This is a genomic window from Micromonospora vulcania, assembly GCF_042658605.1.
GTDB classification, from domain to species: Bacteria; Actinomycetota; Actinomycetes; order Mycobacteriales; family Micromonosporaceae; genus Micromonospora; species Micromonospora vulcania.
In genome coordinates, this window is record NZ_JBHSQS010000001.1 from 234,250 (window position 1) to 249,961 (window position 15,712).

At 68.0% G+C, this 15,712-nt stretch carries 29 protein-coding genes; all 29 read left to right on the plus strand.

What is annotated here, in order from left to right; genetic code table 11:
- Positions 1-7 precede the first annotated feature (7 nt).
- Complete coding sequence (gene rplC / locus ACFQGL_RS01140; protein ID WP_377504063.1) at positions 8-673, plus strand: 50S ribosomal protein L3; 666 nt, start codon at positions 8-10, stop codon at positions 671-673.
- Positions 670-1,320 carry a 50S ribosomal protein L4 gene (rplD, locus tag ACFQGL_RS01145; protein ID WP_234583436.1) on the plus strand — a complete coding sequence of 217 codons (651 nt, stop codon included), beginning with the start codon at positions 670-672 and terminating at the stop codon, positions 1,318-1,320. The genes rplC and rplD overlap by 4 nt, the downstream gene beginning before the upstream one ends.
- Positions 1,317-1,619 carry a 50S ribosomal protein L23 gene (gene rplW / locus ACFQGL_RS01150; protein ID WP_088998352.1) on the plus strand — a complete coding sequence of 101 codons (303 nt, stop codon included), beginning with the start codon at positions 1,317-1,319 and terminating at the stop codon, positions 1,617-1,619. Before rplD ends, rplW begins: the two co-directional genes overlap by 4 nt.
- Positions 1,620-1,631: 12 nt before the next feature.
- The gene (rplB, locus tag ACFQGL_RS01155) at positions 1,632-2,471 is read left to right on the plus strand and encodes a 50S ribosomal protein L2 (protein ID WP_030329891.1); all 840 of its coding nucleotides are present in this window, start codon (positions 1,632-1,634) and stop codon (positions 2,469-2,471) included.
- A gap of 12 nt (positions 2,472-2,483) precedes the next feature.
- Positions 2,484-2,765: a 30S ribosomal protein S19 gene (gene rpsS, locus ACFQGL_RS01160; RefSeq protein WP_007465299.1), complete on the plus strand. Its 282-nt coding sequence runs from the start codon at positions 2,484-2,486 to the stop codon at positions 2,763-2,765.
- A 41-nt stretch (positions 2,766-2,806) separates the two neighbouring features.
- On the plus strand, positions 2,807-3,265 hold the full coding sequence (gene rplV / locus ACFQGL_RS01165; RefSeq protein ID WP_377504067.1) for a 50S ribosomal protein L22: 459 nt from the start codon (positions 2,807-2,809) through the stop codon (positions 3,263-3,265).
- Positions 3,265-4,137: a 30S ribosomal protein S3 gene (rpsC, locus tag ACFQGL_RS01170; protein ID WP_210914129.1), complete on the plus strand. Its 873-nt coding sequence runs from the start codon at positions 3,265-3,267 to the stop codon at positions 4,135-4,137. The genes rplV and rpsC overlap by 1 nt, the downstream gene beginning before the upstream one ends.
- A gap of 3 nt (positions 4,138-4,140) precedes the next feature.
- Positions 4,141-4,566, plus strand: a complete 426-nt coding sequence (gene rplP, locus ACFQGL_RS01175; RefSeq protein ID WP_007465292.1) for a 50S ribosomal protein L16 — start codon at positions 4,141-4,143, stop codon at positions 4,564-4,566.
- A complete protein-coding gene (rpmC, locus tag ACFQGL_RS01180) occupies positions 4,566-4,802 on the plus strand; it encodes a 50S ribosomal protein L29 (protein ID WP_007465283.1) in 237 nt (78 codons plus the stop codon). Before rplP ends, rpmC begins: the two co-directional genes overlap by 1 nt.
- On the plus strand, positions 4,799-5,077 hold the full coding sequence (gene rpsQ / locus ACFQGL_RS01185; RefSeq protein ID WP_109817183.1) for a 30S ribosomal protein S17: 279 nt from the start codon (positions 4,799-4,801) through the stop codon (positions 5,075-5,077). The genes rpmC and rpsQ overlap by 4 nt, the downstream gene beginning before the upstream one ends.
- A 97-nt stretch (positions 5,078-5,174) precedes the next feature.
- Complete coding sequence (gene rplN, locus ACFQGL_RS01190) at positions 5,175-5,543, plus strand: 50S ribosomal protein L14 (RefSeq protein WP_007465279.1); 369 nt, start codon at positions 5,175-5,177, stop codon at positions 5,541-5,543.
- Positions 5,540-5,860, plus strand: coding sequence for a 50S ribosomal protein L24 (gene rplX, locus ACFQGL_RS01195; protein WP_355242147.1), 321 nt, complete (start codon positions 5,540-5,542; stop codon positions 5,858-5,860). The genes rplN and rplX overlap by 4 nt, the downstream gene beginning before the upstream one ends.
- Positions 5,860-6,426 (plus strand): 50S ribosomal protein L5, encoded by a 567-nt coding sequence (rplE, locus tag ACFQGL_RS01200; RefSeq protein ID WP_109817182.1) that lies wholly within the window; start codon positions 5,860-5,862, stop codon positions 6,424-6,426. Before rplX ends, rplE begins: the two co-directional genes overlap by 1 nt.
- 1 nt (position 6,427) lies before the next feature.
- Positions 6,428-6,613, plus strand: a complete 186-nt coding sequence (locus tag ACFQGL_RS01205) for a type Z 30S ribosomal protein S14 (RefSeq protein ID WP_007073023.1) — start codon at positions 6,428-6,430, stop codon at positions 6,611-6,613.
- A 116-nt stretch (positions 6,614-6,729) separates the two neighbouring features.
- A complete protein-coding gene (gene rpsH / locus ACFQGL_RS01210; protein ID WP_007465270.1) occupies positions 6,730-7,137 on the plus strand; it encodes a 30S ribosomal protein S8 in 408 nt (135 codons plus the stop codon).
- A 16-nt stretch (positions 7,138-7,153) separates the two neighbouring features.
- On the plus strand, positions 7,154-7,696 hold the full coding sequence (gene rplF / locus ACFQGL_RS01215) for a 50S ribosomal protein L6 (protein ID WP_377504071.1): 543 nt from the start codon (positions 7,154-7,156) through the stop codon (positions 7,694-7,696).
- A complete protein-coding gene (gene rplR, locus ACFQGL_RS01220; protein WP_377504073.1) occupies positions 7,693-8,082 on the plus strand; it encodes a 50S ribosomal protein L18 in 390 nt (129 codons plus the stop codon). Before rplF ends, rplR begins: the two co-directional genes overlap by 4 nt.
- A 33-nt stretch (positions 8,083-8,115) precedes the next feature.
- Complete coding sequence (gene rpsE, locus ACFQGL_RS01225; protein WP_018784559.1) at positions 8,116-8,730, plus strand: 30S ribosomal protein S5; 615 nt, start codon at positions 8,116-8,118, stop codon at positions 8,728-8,730.
- On the plus strand, positions 8,730-8,912 hold the full coding sequence (rpmD, locus tag ACFQGL_RS01230) for a 50S ribosomal protein L30 (protein WP_074314584.1): 183 nt from the start codon (positions 8,730-8,732) through the stop codon (positions 8,910-8,912). Before rpsE ends, rpmD begins: the two co-directional genes overlap by 1 nt.
- Positions 8,912-9,355 (plus strand): 50S ribosomal protein L15, encoded by a 444-nt coding sequence (rplO, locus tag ACFQGL_RS01235; RefSeq protein WP_030329906.1) that lies wholly within the window; start codon positions 8,912-8,914, stop codon positions 9,353-9,355. Before rpmD ends, rplO begins: the two co-directional genes overlap by 1 nt.
- A gap of 233 nt (positions 9,356-9,588) precedes the next feature.
- The gene (secY, locus tag ACFQGL_RS01240; RefSeq protein WP_377504076.1) at positions 9,589-10,917 is read left to right on the plus strand and encodes a preprotein translocase subunit SecY; all 1,329 of its coding nucleotides are present in this window, start codon (positions 9,589-9,591) and stop codon (positions 10,915-10,917) included.
- On the plus strand, positions 10,918-11,571 hold the full coding sequence (locus ACFQGL_RS01245) for an adenylate kinase (protein ID WP_377504078.1): 654 nt from the start codon (positions 10,918-10,920) through the stop codon (positions 11,569-11,571).
- A gap of 87 nt (positions 11,572-11,658) precedes the next feature.
- Entirely contained in the window at positions 11,659-12,510 is an 852-nt protein-coding gene (gene map / locus ACFQGL_RS01250) for a type I methionyl aminopeptidase (protein WP_377504080.1), read from the plus strand.
- A gap of 135 nt (positions 12,511-12,645) precedes the next feature.
- On the plus strand, positions 12,646-13,224 hold the full coding sequence (locus ACFQGL_RS01255; RefSeq protein WP_377504666.1) for a DUF1707 SHOCT-like domain-containing protein: 579 nt from the start codon (positions 12,646-12,648) through the stop codon (positions 13,222-13,224).
- 281 nt (positions 13,225-13,505) lie between these two features.
- The gene (gene infA, locus ACFQGL_RS01260; protein ID WP_007073013.1) at positions 13,506-13,727 is read left to right on the plus strand and encodes a translation initiation factor IF-1; all 222 of its coding nucleotides are present in this window, start codon (positions 13,506-13,508) and stop codon (positions 13,725-13,727) included.
- A 91-nt stretch (positions 13,728-13,818) separates the two neighbouring features.
- A complete protein-coding gene (gene rpmJ / locus ACFQGL_RS01265) occupies positions 13,819-13,932 on the plus strand; it encodes a 50S ribosomal protein L36 (RefSeq protein WP_043965539.1) in 114 nt (37 codons plus the stop codon).
- Positions 13,933-14,196: 264 nt separating this feature from the next.
- Positions 14,197-14,577 (plus strand): 30S ribosomal protein S13, encoded by a 381-nt coding sequence (gene rpsM, locus ACFQGL_RS01270; RefSeq protein ID WP_334630093.1) that lies wholly within the window; start codon positions 14,197-14,199, stop codon positions 14,575-14,577.
- 80 nt (positions 14,578-14,657) lie between these two features.
- Positions 14,658-15,065, plus strand: a complete 408-nt coding sequence (rpsK, locus tag ACFQGL_RS01275; protein ID WP_007073011.1) for a 30S ribosomal protein S11 — start codon at positions 14,658-14,660, stop codon at positions 15,063-15,065.
- A gap of 14 nt (positions 15,066-15,079) precedes the next feature.
- Positions 15,080-15,706, plus strand: a complete 627-nt coding sequence (gene rpsD, locus ACFQGL_RS01280) for a 30S ribosomal protein S4 (protein WP_067301470.1) — start codon at positions 15,080-15,082, stop codon at positions 15,704-15,706.
- Positions 15,707-15,712: the final 6 nt, after the last annotated feature.

The window sequence follows — 15,712 nt, forward strand, 5'->3', positions numbered from 1 at the left end:
CGGACAAATGGACAGGCAAGTCAAGGGGATCCTGGGCGCCAAGCTCGGCATGACCCAGGTCTGGGACAACAACCGTGTTGTTCCCGTGACCGTGGTCGAGGCCGGCCCGTGCGTCATCAGTCAGGTTCGTAGCGCCGAGAAGGACGGTTACTCCGCGGTCCAGCTGGCGTACGGCATCATCGACCCGCGCAAGGTCAAGAAGCCGGTCAGCGGGCACTACGCGAAGGCGGACGTGGCGCCGCGCCGGCACATCGTCGAGCTGCGCACCACGGACGCCGCGGACTACTCGCTCGGCCAGGAAGTCACGGTCGAGGAGTTCCCGGTCGGCGTCACGATCGACGTCACCGGAAAGACCAAGGGCAAGGGCTATGCCGGCCCGATGAAGCGGCACGGCTTCCACGGTCTGCGCGCCAGCCACGGTGTCGAGCGCAAGCACCGCTCGCCAGGCTCCATCGGCGCCTGCGCCACCCCGGGTCGTGTCTTCAAGGGCACCCGGATGGCCGGCCGGATGGGTGGCGTTCGCTACACCGTGCAGAACCTGACCGTTCAGGCGGTCGACACCGAGAACAACCTCCTGCTCGTTCGTGGTGCCATTCCTGGTCCCAAGGGCGCGCTGGTTCTGGTCCGTACCGCGGCCAAGAGCAAGGTGAAGAAGGGCGGTGCGGCCAAGTGACCACCGTTGACGTGCGCACCGTCGAAGGCAGCACGAGCGGCTCCGTGGAGCTGCCGGCTGACATCTTCGACGTGCAGGCCAACGTCGCGCTGATGCACCAGGTCGTGGTGGCCCAGCTCGCGGCGGCCCGACAGGGCACGCACAAGGCCAAGACCCGCGGCGAGGTCGCTGGTGGCGGCAAGAAGCCTTACAAGCAGAAGGGCACCGGTCGCGCCCGGCAGGGCTCGATCCGCGCGCCGCAGTTCGCCGGCGGTGGCGTGGTGCACGGTCCCGTGCCGCGCGACTACAGCCAGCGGACCCCGAAGAAGATGAAGGCCGCCGCGCTGCGCGGTGCCCTCTCGGACCGGGCCCGCGCCGGGCAGGTGCACGTCGTCGAGGCGTTCGTCTCGGGCGAGAAGCCGTCGACCAAGGCGGCCCTGGCCACGCTGACCAAGCTCACCGAGGCCCGTCGGGTCCTGGTCGTGCTGAGCAGCACCGACGAGCTGAACTGGGTGTCGCTGCGCAACGAGCCGCGGGTGCACCTGATCGAGTCCGGCCAGCTCAACACGTATGACGTGCTGGTGGCCGACGACGTGGTCTTCACCAAGGACGCCCTGGACGAGTTCCTGGGCGTGCCCGCCGAGACCACCGAGGAGGGTGGCAAGTGAGCACGATCGCCGACCCGCGCGACATCATCGTGGCGCCGGTCGTCTCGGAGAAGAGCTACAGCGAGCTGAACCGGAACTGGTACACCTTCCTGGTGCACCCGGACGCGAACAAGACCGAGATCAAGATCGCTATCCAGCAGATCTTCGACGTCCGCGTCCTGACGGTCAACACGCTCAACCGCCAGGGTAAGCGCAAGCGCACCAAGACCGGTTTCGGTCAGCGCAAGGCGACCAAGCGGGCGATCGTGAAGCTGGCTGACGGTGACCGCATCGAGGCCTTCGGCGGCCCGGTCAGCTGAGGGGTGTAGACAATGGCTATCCGTAAGTACAAGCCGACGACGCCGGGCCGACGCGGCTCCAGCGTTGCCGACTTCGCCGAGATCACCCGGTCCACGCCGGAGAAGTCGCTGCTGGCTCCGTTGCCGAAGAAGGGCGGGCGTAACGCCCACGGCCGGATCACCACGCGGCACCACGGTGGCGGTCACAAGCGCCAGTACCGTCTGATCGACTTCAAGCGGGTCGACAAGGACGGCGTGCCGGCGAAGGTCGCCCACATCGAGTACGACCCGAACCGCACCGCGCGCATCGCGCTGCTGCACTACGCCGACGGCGAGAAGCGGTACATCATCGCGCCGAAGGACATGAAGCAGGGCGACCGCGTCGAGTCCGGCCCGGGCGCCGACATCAAGCCGGGTAACAACCTGCCGCTGCGCAACATCCCGGTCGGTACCACGATCCACAACGTGGAGCTGCGTCCGGGTGGCGGGGCCAAGCTGGCCCGTTCCGCCGGCGTCGGCATCCAGCTGCTCGGCCGCGAGGGCGCGTACGCGACCCTGCGTATGCCGTCCGGTGAGATCCGGCGGGTGGACGTGCGCTGCCGCGCGAGCATCGGCGAGATCGGCAACGCCGACCAGTCGAACATCAACTGGGGCAAGGCCGGCCGTATGCGGTGGAAGGGCAAGCGCCCGACCGTCCGTGGTGTCGCCATGAACCCGGTCGACCACCCGCACGGTGGTGGTGAGGGTAAGACCTCCGGTGGTCGCCACCCGGTCAACCCGCAGGGTAAGCCCGAGGGCCGCACCCGCCGTAAGGGCCAGCCGAGTGACCGGCTGATCGTCCGCCGCCGCTACGCCACGCGTAAGCGCGGCTGAGGGAGATAAGACATGCCTCGCAGCCTGAAGAAGGGCCCGTTCGTAGACGACCACCTGCTCAAGAAGGTGGAAGTGCAGAACGACAAGGGCTCGAAGAACGTGATCAAGACCTGGTCGCGGCGCTCGACGATCATCCCGGAGATGCTCGGGCACACGATCGCCGTGCACGACGGACGCAAGCACGTCCCGGTGTTCGTGACCGAGGCGATGGTCGGGCACAAGCTCGGCGAGTTCGCGCTGACCCGCACGTTCAAGGGTCACGAGAAGGACGACCGGAAGAGCCGTCGGCGCTGACGCCGCGGGCATACGGATAGAGGGAACAAGGGGTTACAGCGATGCCAGGAAAGGGCGACGCTCCGGTGCTTCCGGGCGCGCGGGCGGTTGCGCGGCACGTGCGCATCTCGCCGATGAAGGCGCGCCGGGTGGTCAACCTCGTCCGCGGCCTGCCCGCGAAGGAGGCTCTCACGGTGCTGCAGTTCGCGCCGCAGGCTGCGAGCGAGCAGGTATACAAGGTGCTCGCGAGCGCGATCGCCAACGCGGAAAACAACGAGCGGCTGGACCCCGATGCGCTGCTCGTTAGCGAGGCGTTCGTGGACGAGGGCCCGACGATGAAGCGGTTCCAGCCGCGGGCGCAGGGCCGCGCATTCCGGATCCGCAAGCGCACCTGCCACATCACCGTGGCGGTCGAGGCGGTCGCGCCGGCAGCGCCGAGGAAGGCCGCGGCGAAGAAGGCCGCCCCGGCGACGCAGGCCGCACCGGCCGAAGCGGAGAGCAAGACGGAGGGCGCCGAGTAATGGGTCAGAAGGTTCACCCCACTGGGTTCCGGCTCGGCATCTCGACCGACTGGAAGTCCCGCTGGTTCGCGGACAAGCTCTACAAGGACTACATCGGCGAGGATGTCAAGATCCGCCGCATGATGTCCAAGGGCCTCGAGCGTGCCGGCATTTCCAAGGTCGACATCGAGCGCACCCGCGACCGGGTCCGGGTCGACATCCACACCGCCCGGCCGGGCATCGTCATCGGCCGTAAGGGTGCGGAGGCCGACCGGATCCGCGGCGAGCTCGAGAAGCTCACCGGCAAGCAGGTGCAGCTGAACATCATCGAGGTGAAGAACCCCGAGTCGGACGCTCAGCTCGTCGCGCAGGGCGTGGCCGAGCAGCTGTCCAGCCGGGTCAGCTTCCGTCGGGCGATGCGCAAGGCCATGCAGTCCGCGATGAAGAACCCGGTCTGCAAGGGCATCCGGGTGCAGGTCTCGGGTCGCCTCGGCGGTGCCGAGATGAGCCGGACCGAGTTCTACCGTGAGGGTCGGGTTCCGCTGCACACGCTGCGGGCCAACATCGAGTACGGCTTCTTCGAGGCCCGTACGACGTTCGGCCGGATCGGTGTGAAGGTCTGGATCTACAAGGGCGACGCGGTTCCTGGCCGGGAGGCTCCGGCCGAGGCCGGTCCGTCCCGCCCGCGTCGTGGTGAGCGTGGCGACCGCCCGGAGCGGCCGCGCCGCGGCCGGTCGGGTTCGTCCGGCACGACGGCTGGTGGCACCGAGGCTGGCCGGGCTGCCGCGACGACGATCGCGCAGCAGGCCGAGACGCCGAGCGGCGAGCCGGTTGACAGCGCTGCTGTCGCCGCCACGGCTTCCGCTCCGGCAGAAACGCAGCAGGAGGGCTGACAGATGCTGATGCCGCGCAAGCCCCCGAAGGGCTTCCGCAAGCCGCACCACCCGGACCGCAGTGGCGCGTCCAAGGGTGGTAACCGGGTGGTGTTCGGCGAGTTCGGGATCCAGGCTCTCGAGCCGGCGTACGTGACCAACCGCCAGATCGAGTCGGCGCGTATCGCGATGACCCGTCACATCAAGCGTGGCGGCAAGGTCTGGATCACGATCTTCCCGGACCAGGCCCTCACCAAGAAGCCTGCCGAGACCCGGATGGGTTCCGGTAAGGGTTCGCCCGAGTGGTGGGTCGCCAACGTCAAGCCGGGGCGGGTTCTCTTCGAGATGTCCTTCCCCAACGAGCAGATCGCGCGAGAGGCCATGCGTCGCGCGATCCACAAGCTCCCGATGAAGTGCCGCATTGTTACGCGCGAAGTGGGTGAATCCTGATGGCAGCGGGCGTTAAGGCGACCGAGCTGCGTGAGCTCTCCGAGGAGGAGCTGGTCACGAAGCTGCGGGAGGCCAAGGCGGAGCTGTTCAACCTCCGCGTGCAGGCCGCAACCGGGCAGCTGGACAACAACCGGCGGTTGCAGGTCATCCGTCGGGAGATCGCCCGGATCTACACGATCATGCGCGAGCGCGAGCTGGGGCTCTCGGCTGCGCCTACTGAGGTGACTGCATCATGACCGAAGACACCGCGACCGCCGCCGCGCGGTCCCGCCGTAAGGTCCGTGAGGGCCTGGTGGTCAGCGACAAGATGGACAAGACCGTCGTGGTCGAGGTCGAGGACCGGGTTCGGCACGCGCTGTACGGCAAGATCATGCGCCGTACGAGCAAGCTGAAGGTGCACGACGAGCAGAACGCCGCTGGCACCGGCGACCGGGTCCTGATCATGGAGACCCGGCCGCTGAGCGCCACCAAGCGTTGGCGGATCGTGGAGATCCTGGAAAAGGCCAAGTAGCGAAGGCTCGAGCTCGCCCGGCGTTGCGTCGGGCGTAGGTTCCGCCAGGCTCCGGCCGCTCCGGCGGCCGGAGAACCGGCAGACATAGGAGATAGACGTGATTCAGCAGGAGTCGCGACTGCGCGTCGCCGACAACACGGGTGCTCGGGAGATCCTGTGCATCCGGGTTCTCGGTGGCTCCGGTCGGCGCTACGCGAGCATCGGCGACGTCATCGTGGCCACCGTCAAGGACGCGATCCCGGGTGCCGGTGTCAAGAAGGGCGACGTCGTCAAGGCGGTCGTCGTTCGCACCGCCAAGGAGAGGCGGCGTCCGGACGGCTCGTACATCCGCTTCGACGAGAACGCCGCCGTCATCATCAAGGACGGCGGGGACCCGCGCGGTACCCGTATCTTCGGCCCGGTGGGCCGGGAGCTGCGGGACAAGCGGTTCATGAAGATTATTTCCCTCGCGCCGGAGGTGTTGTGACCGTGAAGGTCAAGAAGGGCGACACGGTCGTCGTCATCGCCGGCAAGGACAAGGGTGCCAAGGGCAAGGTCATCGCGGCCTACCCGCGGCAGGACAAGGTCCTGGTCGAGGGCGTGAACCGGGTCAAGAAGCACACCCGAATCAGCACCACCCAGCGTGGCGCCAAGACCGGCGGCATCGTCACTCAGGAGGCCCCGATCCACGTCTCGAACGTGCAGGTCCTGGACTCCGACGGCAAGCCGACCCGCGTCGGTTACCGGTTCGACGACAACGGCCAGAAGGTCCGCATCGCGCGTAGCACCGGTAAGGACCTGTGATGACCACGGCTACCGAAAAGACCCTGCCGCGCCTCAAGGAGCGGTACCGCAACGAGATCGTGGCCCAGCTGCGTGAGCAGCACAGCTACGGCAACCCCATGCAGGTGCCGCGGCTGGTCAAGATCGTCGTCAACATGGGTGTCGGCGAGGCTGCTCGCGACGCCAAGCTGATCGACGGCGCGGTCCGCGACCTCGCCACGATCACCGGCCAGAAGCCGCAGGTGCGGCGGGCGACCAAGTCCATCGCGCAGTTCAAGCTCCGCGAGGGCATGCCGATCGGTGCGAAGGTGACCCTCCGCGGCGACCGGATGTGGGAGTTCCTGGACCGGCTGCTGTCCATCGCGCTTCCGCGTATCCGCGACTTCCGCGGTCTGGACGGGCGCAAGCTGGACGGGCACGGCAACTACACGTTCGGTCTGACCGAGCAGTCGGTGTTCCACGAGATCGACCAGGACCGGATCGATCGCCAGCGGGGCATGGACATCACGGTGGTCACCACCGCCACGACCGACGACGAGGGCCGGGCGCTGCTCAAGCTCCTGGGCTTCCCGTTCAAGGAGAACTGAGATGGCCAAGAAGGCGCTGATCCTCAAGGCGGCCGCGAAGCCGAAGTTCTCGGTTCGCGCGTACACCCGCTGCCAGCGGTGCGGGCGTCCGAAGGCGGTCTACCGCAAGTTCGGGCTCTGCCGGGTCTGCATCCGGGAGATGGCCCACCGCGGTGAGCTGCCGGGTGTGTCCAAGGCTTCCTGGTAAGGGCGACCGCGTCCCGGCTGTCGGCCGGGAACTCCTGCACCGATTAGGTATTGCTCTTCGCCGTAGGCCCGGGGCTGATGCCCCGGGAACCCCGGCGAGAAAGGCTGACGAAATCCATGACGATGACCGACCCGATCGCAGACATGCTCACGCGTCTGCGTAACGCCAACCAGGCGTACCACGACCAGGTGAAGATGCCCTACTCCAAGATCAAGGCGAACATCGCCGAGGTCCTGAAGGCCGAGGGTTACATCGCCACCTGGTCGGTCGAGGAGCCCGAGGAGGGCGCCGTCGGCAAGCGACTGGTCGTCGAGCTGAAGTACGGCCAGAACCGCGAGCGGAGCCTGGCCGGCATCAAGCGCGTGTCCAAGCCCGGTCTCCGGGTTTACGCCAAGTCGGACGGGCTCCCGCGGGTGCTCGGTGGGCTGGGCGTGGCGATCATTTCGACGTCCCAGGGGCTGCTGACCGACCGGCAGGCCCGCAAGCGGAGTGTTGGCGGGGAAGTCCTCGCCTTCGTCTGGTAACGGGAGACAGGTAGAAATGTCGCGAATTGGACGTAAGTCGATCCCGGTGCCAGCCGGCGTCGACATCACGATCGACGGGCAGACCGTCAAGGTCAAGGGCCCGAAGGGCCAGCTCCAGCACACCCTCGCCGAGCCGATCACGATCGAGCGGGCCGAGGACGGGCAGCTGAGCGTCAACCGGCCGAACGACGAGCGCAAGGCCAAGGAACTGCACGGCCTGAGCCGTACGCTGGTTGCCAACATGATCGTCGGGGTCACCGAGGGCTACCGCAAGAGCCTGGAGATCGCCGGCACCGGTTACCGGGTCACCGCCAAGGGCCAGGACCTCGAGTTCGCTCTCGGGTTCTCGCACCCGGTCGTGGTCCCCGCGCCGGCGGGCATCACCTTCACGGTGGAGCGGCCGACCCTGTTCCACGTGGCCGGTATCGACAAGCAGCAGGTCGGCGAGGTTGCCGCCAACATCCGGAAGATCCGTCCGCCGGAGCCCTACAAGGGCAAGGGCGTGAAGTACCAGGGCGAGGTCATCCGCCGCAAGGCTGGAAAGGCAGGTAAGAAGTGACCGCCACGCTGCTCAAGCGCCGCCGCGGCGTCGCCGCCAAGCGCGCCGTCGGGCGGGCGCGTCGGCACTTCCGGGTCCGCAAGAACATCAGCGGTACGGCCGAGCGTCCGCGCCTGGTCGTCACCCGTTCGCTGCGGCACATGGTCGCCCAGATCGTCGACGACACCAAGGGTCACACCCTGGCGTCGGCGTCGACCCTGGACGCCTCGCTGCGCGGTACCGAGGGCGACAAGAGCGCCCTGGCCGGCAAGGTCGGCGCACTGCTGGCCGAGCGGGCCAAGGCCGCCGGCATCTCCAAGGTCGTCTTCGACCGCGGTGGCAACCGGTACGCGGGGCGTGTCGCCGCGCTTGCCGACGCCGCCCGCGAAGCCGGGCTCGAGTTCTAACAACCCCGTCACGAGAGAGAAGGAAGGCTGCTGATGCCAGGTCAACAGCGCCGTGGCGGCGGGTCCGGTGGCAACGAGGGTGGTCGCCGCGACAACCGCCGTGAGGGCGGCCGCGGAAACGCGCCCGTCGAGAAGACCCCGCACCTTGAGCGGGTCGTCGCGATCAACCGCGTCGCCAAGGTCGTGAAGGGTGGTCGTCGCTTCAGCTTCACCGCCCTTGTGATCGTGGGCGACGGCGACGGCACGGTCGGCGTGGGCTACGGAAAGGCCAAGGAGGTGCCCGCGGCGATCGCCAAGGGTGTCGAGGAGGCCAAGAAGCACTTCTTCAAGGTGCCGCGCATCGGCGCCTCGATCCCGCACCCGGTCACGGGTGAGGACGCCGCCGGCGTGGTGCTGCTCAAGCCGGCCTCGGCCGGTACGGGTGTCATCGCCGGTGGTCCGGTGCGTGCCGTTCTGGAGTGCGCCGGTATCCACGACGTGCTCTCGAAGAGCCTCGGCTCGTCGAACCCGATCAACATCGTGCACGCCACCGTGGCGGCCCTGAAGGGGCTTGAGTCCCCCGAGCAGGTCGCGGCGCGTCGTGGCCTGCCGGTGGAGGACGTCGCGCCGGCCGCCATGCTGGCGTCGCGTGCGGGGGTGGCGTCCTGATGGCACGTCTGAAGGTCACCCAGGTCCGGTCCGGTATCGGGACCAAGCAGAACCAGCGTGATTCGCTGCGTTCGCTCGGTCTCAAGCGGATCAACGACGTGGTGGTCAAGGAGGACCGGCCCGAGATCCGCGGCATGATCTTCACTGTGAACCACCTCGTGAAGGTCGAGGAGGTCGAGTAATGACGATCAAGGTGCACCACCTGCGCCCGGCGCCCGGTTCCAAGACCGCGAAGACCCGTGTGGGTCGCGGTGAGGGTTCCAAGGGCAAGACCGCTGGTCGCGGTACCAAGGGTTCCAAGGCCCGCAAGAACATCTCGGCGGCGTTCGAGGGTGGGCAGATGCCCATCCACATGCGCCTGCCGAAGATGAAGGGCTTCAAGAACAAGTTCAAGGTGGTCTTCCAGGTGGTCAACCTGGACCGGCTCGCCGAGCTGTTCCCGAACGGCGGCCAGGTTGGCCCGCTCGAGCTGGTCGAGTCCGGCGCGGTCCGCAAGGGCCACCCGGTCAAGGTCCTCGGCACCGGGGACCTTGGCGGAGTGGCTCTCCAGGTGTCGGCGCACGCGTTCAGCGCGTCGGCCAAGGAGAAGATCGCCGCCGCCGGTGGCTCCGTCACCGAGCTGTAAGGCGTACGACCCATGGCGCCCGTCCAGTTGTGAGCAACTGGCGGGCGCCATGGTCTACCTGGGGCGTATGCGCCCAGTAATATCGGATTCGGTTTATGTAGCCGGGCGCACCTGCCCGGACCGGGATGGGGCTGTTAGAGTCCCATCCCAGCCATGGATTCCGGGCGCTCGCCCGGGATCCACCCCGACCCGCCAGGGATCACCGGCGGCCCGCCTCGCGCAGGAGGAAGAAGTTGCTGTCCGCCTTTCTCAGTGCGTTCCGTACGCCTGACCTGCGCAAGAAGCTGCTGTTCACAGTAGGCATCATCGCGGTCTACCGGCTGGGTGCCACGCTCCCCAGCCCGGGCGTCTCGTACGGCAACGTGCAGAAGTGCCTCGACACCATCCAGGGTGACACCACCGGGGTCGTGAACCTGCTCAACCTCTTCTCCGGCGGGGCGCTGCTGCAGCTCTCGGTCTTCGCGCTGGGCATCATGCCCTACATCACCGCGTCGATCATCCTGCAGCTGCTGACCGTCGTGATCCCGCGCCTGGAGCAGCTCCGCAAGGAGGGCCAGGCCGGCCAGGCGAAGATCACCCAGTACACGCGCTACCTGACCCTCGGTCTCGGTGTGCTGCAGGCCTCGGCGTTCGTGGCGCTGGCCCGTTCGGGTCAGCTCTTCCAGAACCGCTGCGACCAGTTCCCGATCATCCCCGAGGGCACCGGCATCCCGGACTGGCTGACTCTCGCCATCCTGGTGATGACCATGACCGCCGGTACCGGCATGGTCATGTGGCTCGGCGAGCTGATCACCGACCGGGGCGTCGGCAACGGCATGTCGGTCCTGATCTTCACCTCGATCGCGGCTCGGCTGCCCGGCGAGGGCTGGCAAATCAAGACCACCAAGGGCTGGGACAAGTTCGCCCTGGTCATCGTGCTGGTCCTGGTTGTCATCACCCTGGTCACCTTCATCGAGCAGGCGCAGCGCCGGATCCCGGTGCAGTACGCCAAGCGGATGATCGGCCGGCGGATGTACGGCGGCACCTCGACCTACATCCCGCTCAAGGTCAACCAGGCGGGTGTGATCCCGGTCATCTTCGGTTCGTCGCTGCTCTACCTGCCGCAGTTGGCGCTGCAGTTCTTCGACCAGAACGACCCCGGCAAGACCCAGGCGTGGATCCAGGACAACCTGGTCCGGCCGAGCAGCCCGATCTACATCTCGGTCTACTTCCTGCTGATCATCTTCTTCACGTACTTCTACGTCTCGATCACGTTCAACCCGACCGAGGTCGCGGACAACATGAAGAAGTACGGCGGGTTCGTGCCGGGTATCCGCCCGGGCAAGCCGACCGCCGACTACCTGGACTTCATCCTCAGCCGGATCACCCTGCCGGGCGCGTTCTACCTCGGTCTCATCTCGATCCTGCCGAACTTCTTCTTCATCTGGCTGGACAGTCAGCAGTACCAGAACTTCCCGTTCGGCGGCACCGCTGTGCTCATCATGGTCGGCGTCGGTCTGGAGACCGTGAAGCAGATCGAGAGCCAACTCATGCAGCGGAACTACGAAGGGTTCCTGCGGTAGATGAGACTCGTTCTGGTTGGCCCGCCGGGCGCGGGTAAGGGCACTCAGGCCGAGTTCATCGCCGCACACCTCGCGGTGCCCAAGATCTCGACCGGGGACATCTTCCGGTCGAACGTCACCCAGGGCACTCCGCTCGGCGTCGAGGCGAAGCGGTACATGGATGCCGGCGAGCTGGTTCCGGACGAGGTGACCATCAACATGGTCCGGGACCGGCTGGCCGAGCCCGACGCCAGCGAGGGGTTTCTGCTCGACGGGTTCCCGCGGACCACTCCGCAGGCCGCCGCCCTGGACAAGCTCCTCGCCGACCTGGGCACCGCCCTGGATCTGGTCCTGGAGCTGGTGGTCGACGACGACGAGGTGATCCGGCGGCTGTCCGGCCGGCGTACCTGCCGGGGCTGCGGCAAGATCTGGCACGTGGAGTTCGACGCCACCACCCGGGCCAACATCTGTGACCGCTGCGGCGCCGAGCTCTTCCAGCGCGACGACGACAAGCCGGAGACCATCGCGACCCGGCTGCGGGAATACAGCGAGAAGACCGCGCCGCTGGTCGACTACTACGGCGCCCAGGGCAAGCTCGTCGGCATCGACGCCACCGGCCCGGTGGAGGACGTCACCGTCCGGGCCATCGACGCTCTGCGGTCGTACGGCGGCTGAGGTCCGGCCGGGCCACGGCGGATAGAGTGCGAACAGCGGGGTACGTGCAACGTGCCCCGCTGTTCGGCAACGAAAGGTAATCGCTCCATGCGTCGTCCCCAGCTGGACATCCAGCTGAAGACCCCTGACCAGATCGAGAAGATGCGGGCCGCCGGGCTGGTGGTGGCCGAGGCGCTGCGCCGGATGCGCGAGGCCGTGGCCCCCGGTGTCAGCACCGCCGATCTGGATGCCATCGCCGAGTCGACCATCCGCGAGGCGGGTGGCGTCCCGTCGTTCAAGGGCTACCACGGCTTCCCGGCGTCGATCTGCTCCTCGGTCAACGAGCAGATCGTGCACGCCATCCCCTCGGCCAAGCAGGTGCTCTCCGAGGGTGACCTGATCTCGATCGACTGCGGCGCGGTGCTGAACGGGTGGCACGGCGACTCGGCGATCACGGTCGGGGTCGGCGAGGTCGACCCGGCGCTGCTCAAGATGGCCGAGGTCGCCGAGGACGCGATGTGGGCCGGCATCGCCGCCGCCGCACGTGGCGCGGCCAGCGGCAAGGGCCGGCTCACCGACATCTCGCACGCGGTGGAGAGCGCGGTCCGCAAGGGCGGCCGGTACGGCATCGTCGACGGCTACGGTGGGCACGGCATCGGCACCGAGATGCACCAGGACCCACACGTGCTCAACCACGGCCGGCCGGGCAAGGGCCCGCGGCTGGTCCCCGGCCTGGCGCTGGCGATCGAGCCGATGATCACCATGGGTTCACCGCGAACGGTCGAGCTGGCCGACGGCTGGACGGTGATCACCCGGGACGGGTCGGTCGCGGCACACGTCGAGCACTCGATGGCGCTGCTCCCGGACGGCGTCTGGGTCCTCACCGCGTTCGACGGCGGCCGGGCCCGACTCGGCGACCTGGTCACCGCACGGCAGCCGGCCACCTCGACCGCGTCCTGATCGGCGCCGCCCCGGCCGCACCCCGGGACGGCCGCGGATCGTGCTCGGTACTCGGAGCGATCAAGGCGGAACGATCGGGGCGGACGTGGCTGGCGTGGCGGTGGCATGCTTGCCGGCATGGACGGGCGCGACGGGATGCGAGCCGCGGACGCGGACCGCGAGGCGGTGGCCGACCGGTTGCGGGCGGCTCTCGGCGAAGGCCGACTGGACCTGCACGAGTACGACGAGCGGCTGCAGCGGGCCTACGCCGCGCGTACCTACGCCGAGCTGGACGTCCTGCTCGCCGACCTGCCGCCGGTGACGCCCACGCAAGGCTCGGCCCTGGCGCCGGCCGCGGCCAGCGCGCCCGCTCCGGCGTCGCCGACCGGTGACCCGGGTGGCCAGCCCGGCCCTGCTGGTGGCGGTGTGACCGCCCGCTGGCTGGCCGAGGTGTGGCTGCCGTACCTGAACGTGATCACTGTCGTGGTGACCATCTGGGCGGTGACCTCGCTGCTCAACCGGGACCTGCTCTACTTCTGGCCGGTCTGGGTGGCCGGGCCGTGGGGTGCGGTGCTGGTGGTCCGTACGATCACGGGGCTGACCGGGGGAGAGCCCCGTCGGCACGCGATCGAGCGGGCCCGCCGGAAGCAGCGCCGGCAGGCCAAGCGCGCTCACCAGCGGGAGTTGGGCACCGACGGCCCGGACGAGTCCGAGGACCCGCGGCCGGCAGGTTGAGTCGGTCCGGCCGGTGACGGAGTTCACAGGGCCCGGCCTGCCGACACGGTTCTCCAGAGATCAACGGAGAACCATCGCGCCGCGGTGGGTGGCCGGTTTGGCGACGGCCCGAAGGCGGGCGTACACTTTCTGATCGGCGCACAGCGTCCACTCCGGCATGCCCACCCTGCGCTTCGGTGGGTGCTGGAGCCGCGGCTGGCGCGGGCATCTGATCTTGATCAGTTCCCCGTGTAAGACGTTGTGGGCCGCCCGGAGCAATCGACGTCAGGACAGCGGAGGACATGCCGAAAAAAGACGGAGCCATTGAGATCGAGGGTCGGGTCATCGAGCCCCTGCCGAACGCCATGTTCCGGGTGGAGCTCGCGAACGGCCACAAGGTGCTGGCTCACATCAGCGGCAAGATGCGGCAGCACTACATCCGCATCCTGCCGGAGGACCGGGTCGTCGTCGAACTCTCGCCGTACGACCTGACCCGCGGGCGCATCGTCTACCGCTACAAGTAGTCCTGACGACGGCCGGGAAGTCCCGTGTCCGTCTTCGACGTCCGGTGTCGCGCGTCGCGCGTGCCCGGGCCAGATGGGAAGTAAGGCAACCGTGAAGGTCAAGCCGAGCGTCAAGAGGATCTGCAACAAGTGCCGGGTTATCCGTCGGCACGGCCGGGTCATGGTCATCTGCAGCGACCCGCGCCACAAGCAGCGCCAGGGCTGAGTCAGCCCGTCCGGCCGTAACCACGGCCGGTGGTGTTGCCCTGGGCAGATCCCCAGCGACACACAACGCACATGCTCGTCCCAGCCACGAGCGGTACGCGAGACGTACCTCTTGGTGGCTGACCCCCGGTCGGAGGCCGGGGCCCGCTTGGGCAGCGACCGATCCCGGTCGCCGGCGCTGACAGCGTCGGAAAGACGGGACGGCCGGTAGCGGGGTGGGACGGGTCCACACCTCCGCCACACATCATGAGGAGTACGCCCGCACATGGCACGTCTAGTCGGCGTGGATCTCCCCCGCGAGAAGCGGATGGAGATCGCGCTCACCTACATCTTCGGGGTCGGTCGCACCCGTGCCCTGGAGACACTCGCCGCCACCGGCATCTCGCCGGACAAGCGCGCTCGGGACCTCACGGACGAGGAGCTCGTGCAGCTCCGCGACCACATCGAGGGCAACTACAAGGTTGAAGGCGACCTGCGCCGCGAGGTCGCCGCTGACATCCGCCGCAAGGTCGAGATCGGCTGCTACGCCGGCATCCGGCACCGCCGGGGCCTGCCCGTGCGTGGCCAGCGGACTCGCACCAACGCGCGGACCCGCAAGGGCCCGAAGCGGACCGTCGCCGGCAAGAAGAAGGCCGGCAAGAAGTAGAACTTGACCGGAATACGGGTCGATGTCGGGTCTAGCCAGACCGGCCCCGTCCGGACAGTCAACTAGGAGCGCACAGACTTATGCCACCGAAGGCTCGTGCCGGAGCCGCTGTAAAGAAGGTCCGGCGCAAGGAACGCAAGAACGTCGCCCACGGGCAGGCGCACATCAAGAGCACGTTCAACAACACCATCGTGTCCATCACGGACCCGACCGGTGCGGTCATCTCCTGGGCCTCCGCTGGCCAGGTTGGCTTCAAGGGCTCTCGCAAGTCGACCCCGTTCGCCGCGCAGCTGGCCGCCGAGGCTGCCGCGCGTCGGGCGATGGAGCACGGCATGCGCAAGGTCGACGTGTTTGTCAAGGGACCCGGCTCCGGCCGGGAGACCGCCATCCGTTCGCTGCAGGCCGTGGGCCTCGAGGTCGGGCAGATCTCCGACGTCACCCCGCAGCCGCACAACGGTTGCCGTCCGCCGAAGCGTCGCCGGGTCTGAGAGGTTAGAGAGAGATGGCTCGTTACACCGGTGCTGACTGCCGCCGTTGCCGGCGGGAGAAGATGAAGCTGTTCCTCAAGGGCAGCAAGTGCGATGGACCGAAGTGCCCGTTCGAGTCCCGGCCGTTCCCGCCCGGGCAGCACGGCCGCGGCCGCACCAAGGAGACGGAGTACCTGCTCCAGCTCCGTGAGAAGCAGAAGGCCCGCCGCGTTTACGGCGTGCTGGAGAAGCAGTTCCGCGGTTACTACGAGGAGGCCGTGGCCAAGCAGGCCAAGACCGGTGAGGTCCTCCTGCAGATCCTCGAGTCGCGGCTGGACAACGTCGTTTACCGGGCCGGCTACGCCCACTCGCGGGACATGGCCCGCCAGCTGGTCAAGCACGGTCACTTCACGGTGAACGGCAAGAAGGTCGACATCCCGTCGTACCGCGTCAAGGAGCACGACATCATCGAGGTTCGGGGCAAGAGCAAGGAGCTCACCCCGTTCATCGTGGCGCAGGCTCAGGCCGGCTCGAAGACGGTGCCGGCCTGGCTGGAGGCAATCCCCAGCCAGATGAAGGTGCTCGTGCACTCCCTCCCGGCCCGGCAGGTCATCGACACGCAGGTCCAGGAGCAGTTGATCGTCGAGCTCTACTCGAAGTAGTCGGGC

Excerpts from the sequence above, each read along its gene's own strand:
- rplC (WP_377504063.1), top strand. The coding sequence starts at position 8 with ATGGACAGGCAAGTCAAGGGGATCCTGGGCGCCAAGCTCGGCATGACC.
- rplB (WP_030329891.1), top strand. The coding sequence starts at position 1,632 with ATGGCTATCCGTAAGTACAAGCCGACGACGCCGGGCCGACGCGGCTCC.
- rpsS (WP_007465299.1), top strand. The coding sequence starts at position 2,484 with ATGCCTCGCAGCCTGAAGAAGGGCCCGTTCGTAGACGACCACCTGCTC.
- rplV (WP_377504067.1), top strand. The coding sequence starts at position 2,807 with ATGCCAGGAAAGGGCGACGCTCCGGTGCTTCCGGGCGCGCGGGCGGTT.
- rpsC (WP_210914129.1), top strand. The coding sequence starts at position 3,265 with ATGGGTCAGAAGGTTCACCCCACTGGGTTCCGGCTCGGCATCTCGACC.
- rplP (WP_007465292.1), top strand. The coding sequence starts at position 4,141 with ATGCTGATGCCGCGCAAGCCCCCGAAGGGCTTCCGCAAGCCGCACCAC.
- rpmC (WP_007465283.1), top strand. The coding sequence starts at position 4,566 with ATGGCAGCGGGCGTTAAGGCGACCGAGCTGCGTGAGCTCTCCGAGGAG.
- rpsQ (WP_109817183.1), top strand. The coding sequence starts at position 4,799 with ATGACCGAAGACACCGCGACCGCCGCCGCGCGGTCCCGCCGTAAGGTC.
- rplE (WP_109817182.1), top strand. The coding sequence starts at position 5,860 with ATGACCACGGCTACCGAAAAGACCCTGCCGCGCCTCAAGGAGCGGTAC.
- ACFQGL_RS01205 (WP_007073023.1), top strand. The coding sequence starts at position 6,428 with ATGGCCAAGAAGGCGCTGATCCTCAAGGCGGCCGCGAAGCCGAAGTTC.
- rpsH (WP_007465270.1), top strand. The coding sequence starts at position 6,730 with ATGACGATGACCGACCCGATCGCAGACATGCTCACGCGTCTGCGTAAC.
- rplF (WP_377504071.1), top strand. The coding sequence starts at position 7,154 with ATGTCGCGAATTGGACGTAAGTCGATCCCGGTGCCAGCCGGCGTCGAC.
- rpsE (WP_018784559.1), top strand. The coding sequence starts at position 8,116 with ATGCCAGGTCAACAGCGCCGTGGCGGCGGGTCCGGTGGCAACGAGGGT.
- rpmD (WP_074314584.1), top strand. The coding sequence starts at position 8,730 with ATGGCACGTCTGAAGGTCACCCAGGTCCGGTCCGGTATCGGGACCAAG.
- rplO (WP_030329906.1), top strand. The coding sequence starts at position 8,912 with ATGACGATCAAGGTGCACCACCTGCGCCCGGCGCCCGGTTCCAAGACC.
- ACFQGL_RS01245 (WP_377504078.1), top strand. The coding sequence starts at position 10,918 with ATGAGACTCGTTCTGGTTGGCCCGCCGGGCGCGGGTAAGGGCACTCAG.
- map (WP_377504080.1), top strand. The coding sequence starts at position 11,659 with ATGCGTCGTCCCCAGCTGGACATCCAGCTGAAGACCCCTGACCAGATC.
- ACFQGL_RS01255 (WP_377504666.1), top strand. The coding sequence starts at position 12,646 with ATGCGAGCCGCGGACGCGGACCGCGAGGCGGTGGCCGACCGGTTGCGG.
- infA (WP_007073013.1), top strand. The coding sequence starts at position 13,506 with ATGCCGAAAAAAGACGGAGCCATTGAGATCGAGGGTCGGGTCATCGAG.
- rpsM (WP_334630093.1), top strand. The coding sequence starts at position 14,197 with ATGGCACGTCTAGTCGGCGTGGATCTCCCCCGCGAGAAGCGGATGGAG.
- rpsK (WP_007073011.1), top strand. The coding sequence starts at position 14,658 with ATGCCACCGAAGGCTCGTGCCGGAGCCGCTGTAAAGAAGGTCCGGCGC.
- rpsD (WP_067301470.1), top strand. The coding sequence starts at position 15,080 with ATGGCTCGTTACACCGGTGCTGACTGCCGCCGTTGCCGGCGGGAGAAG.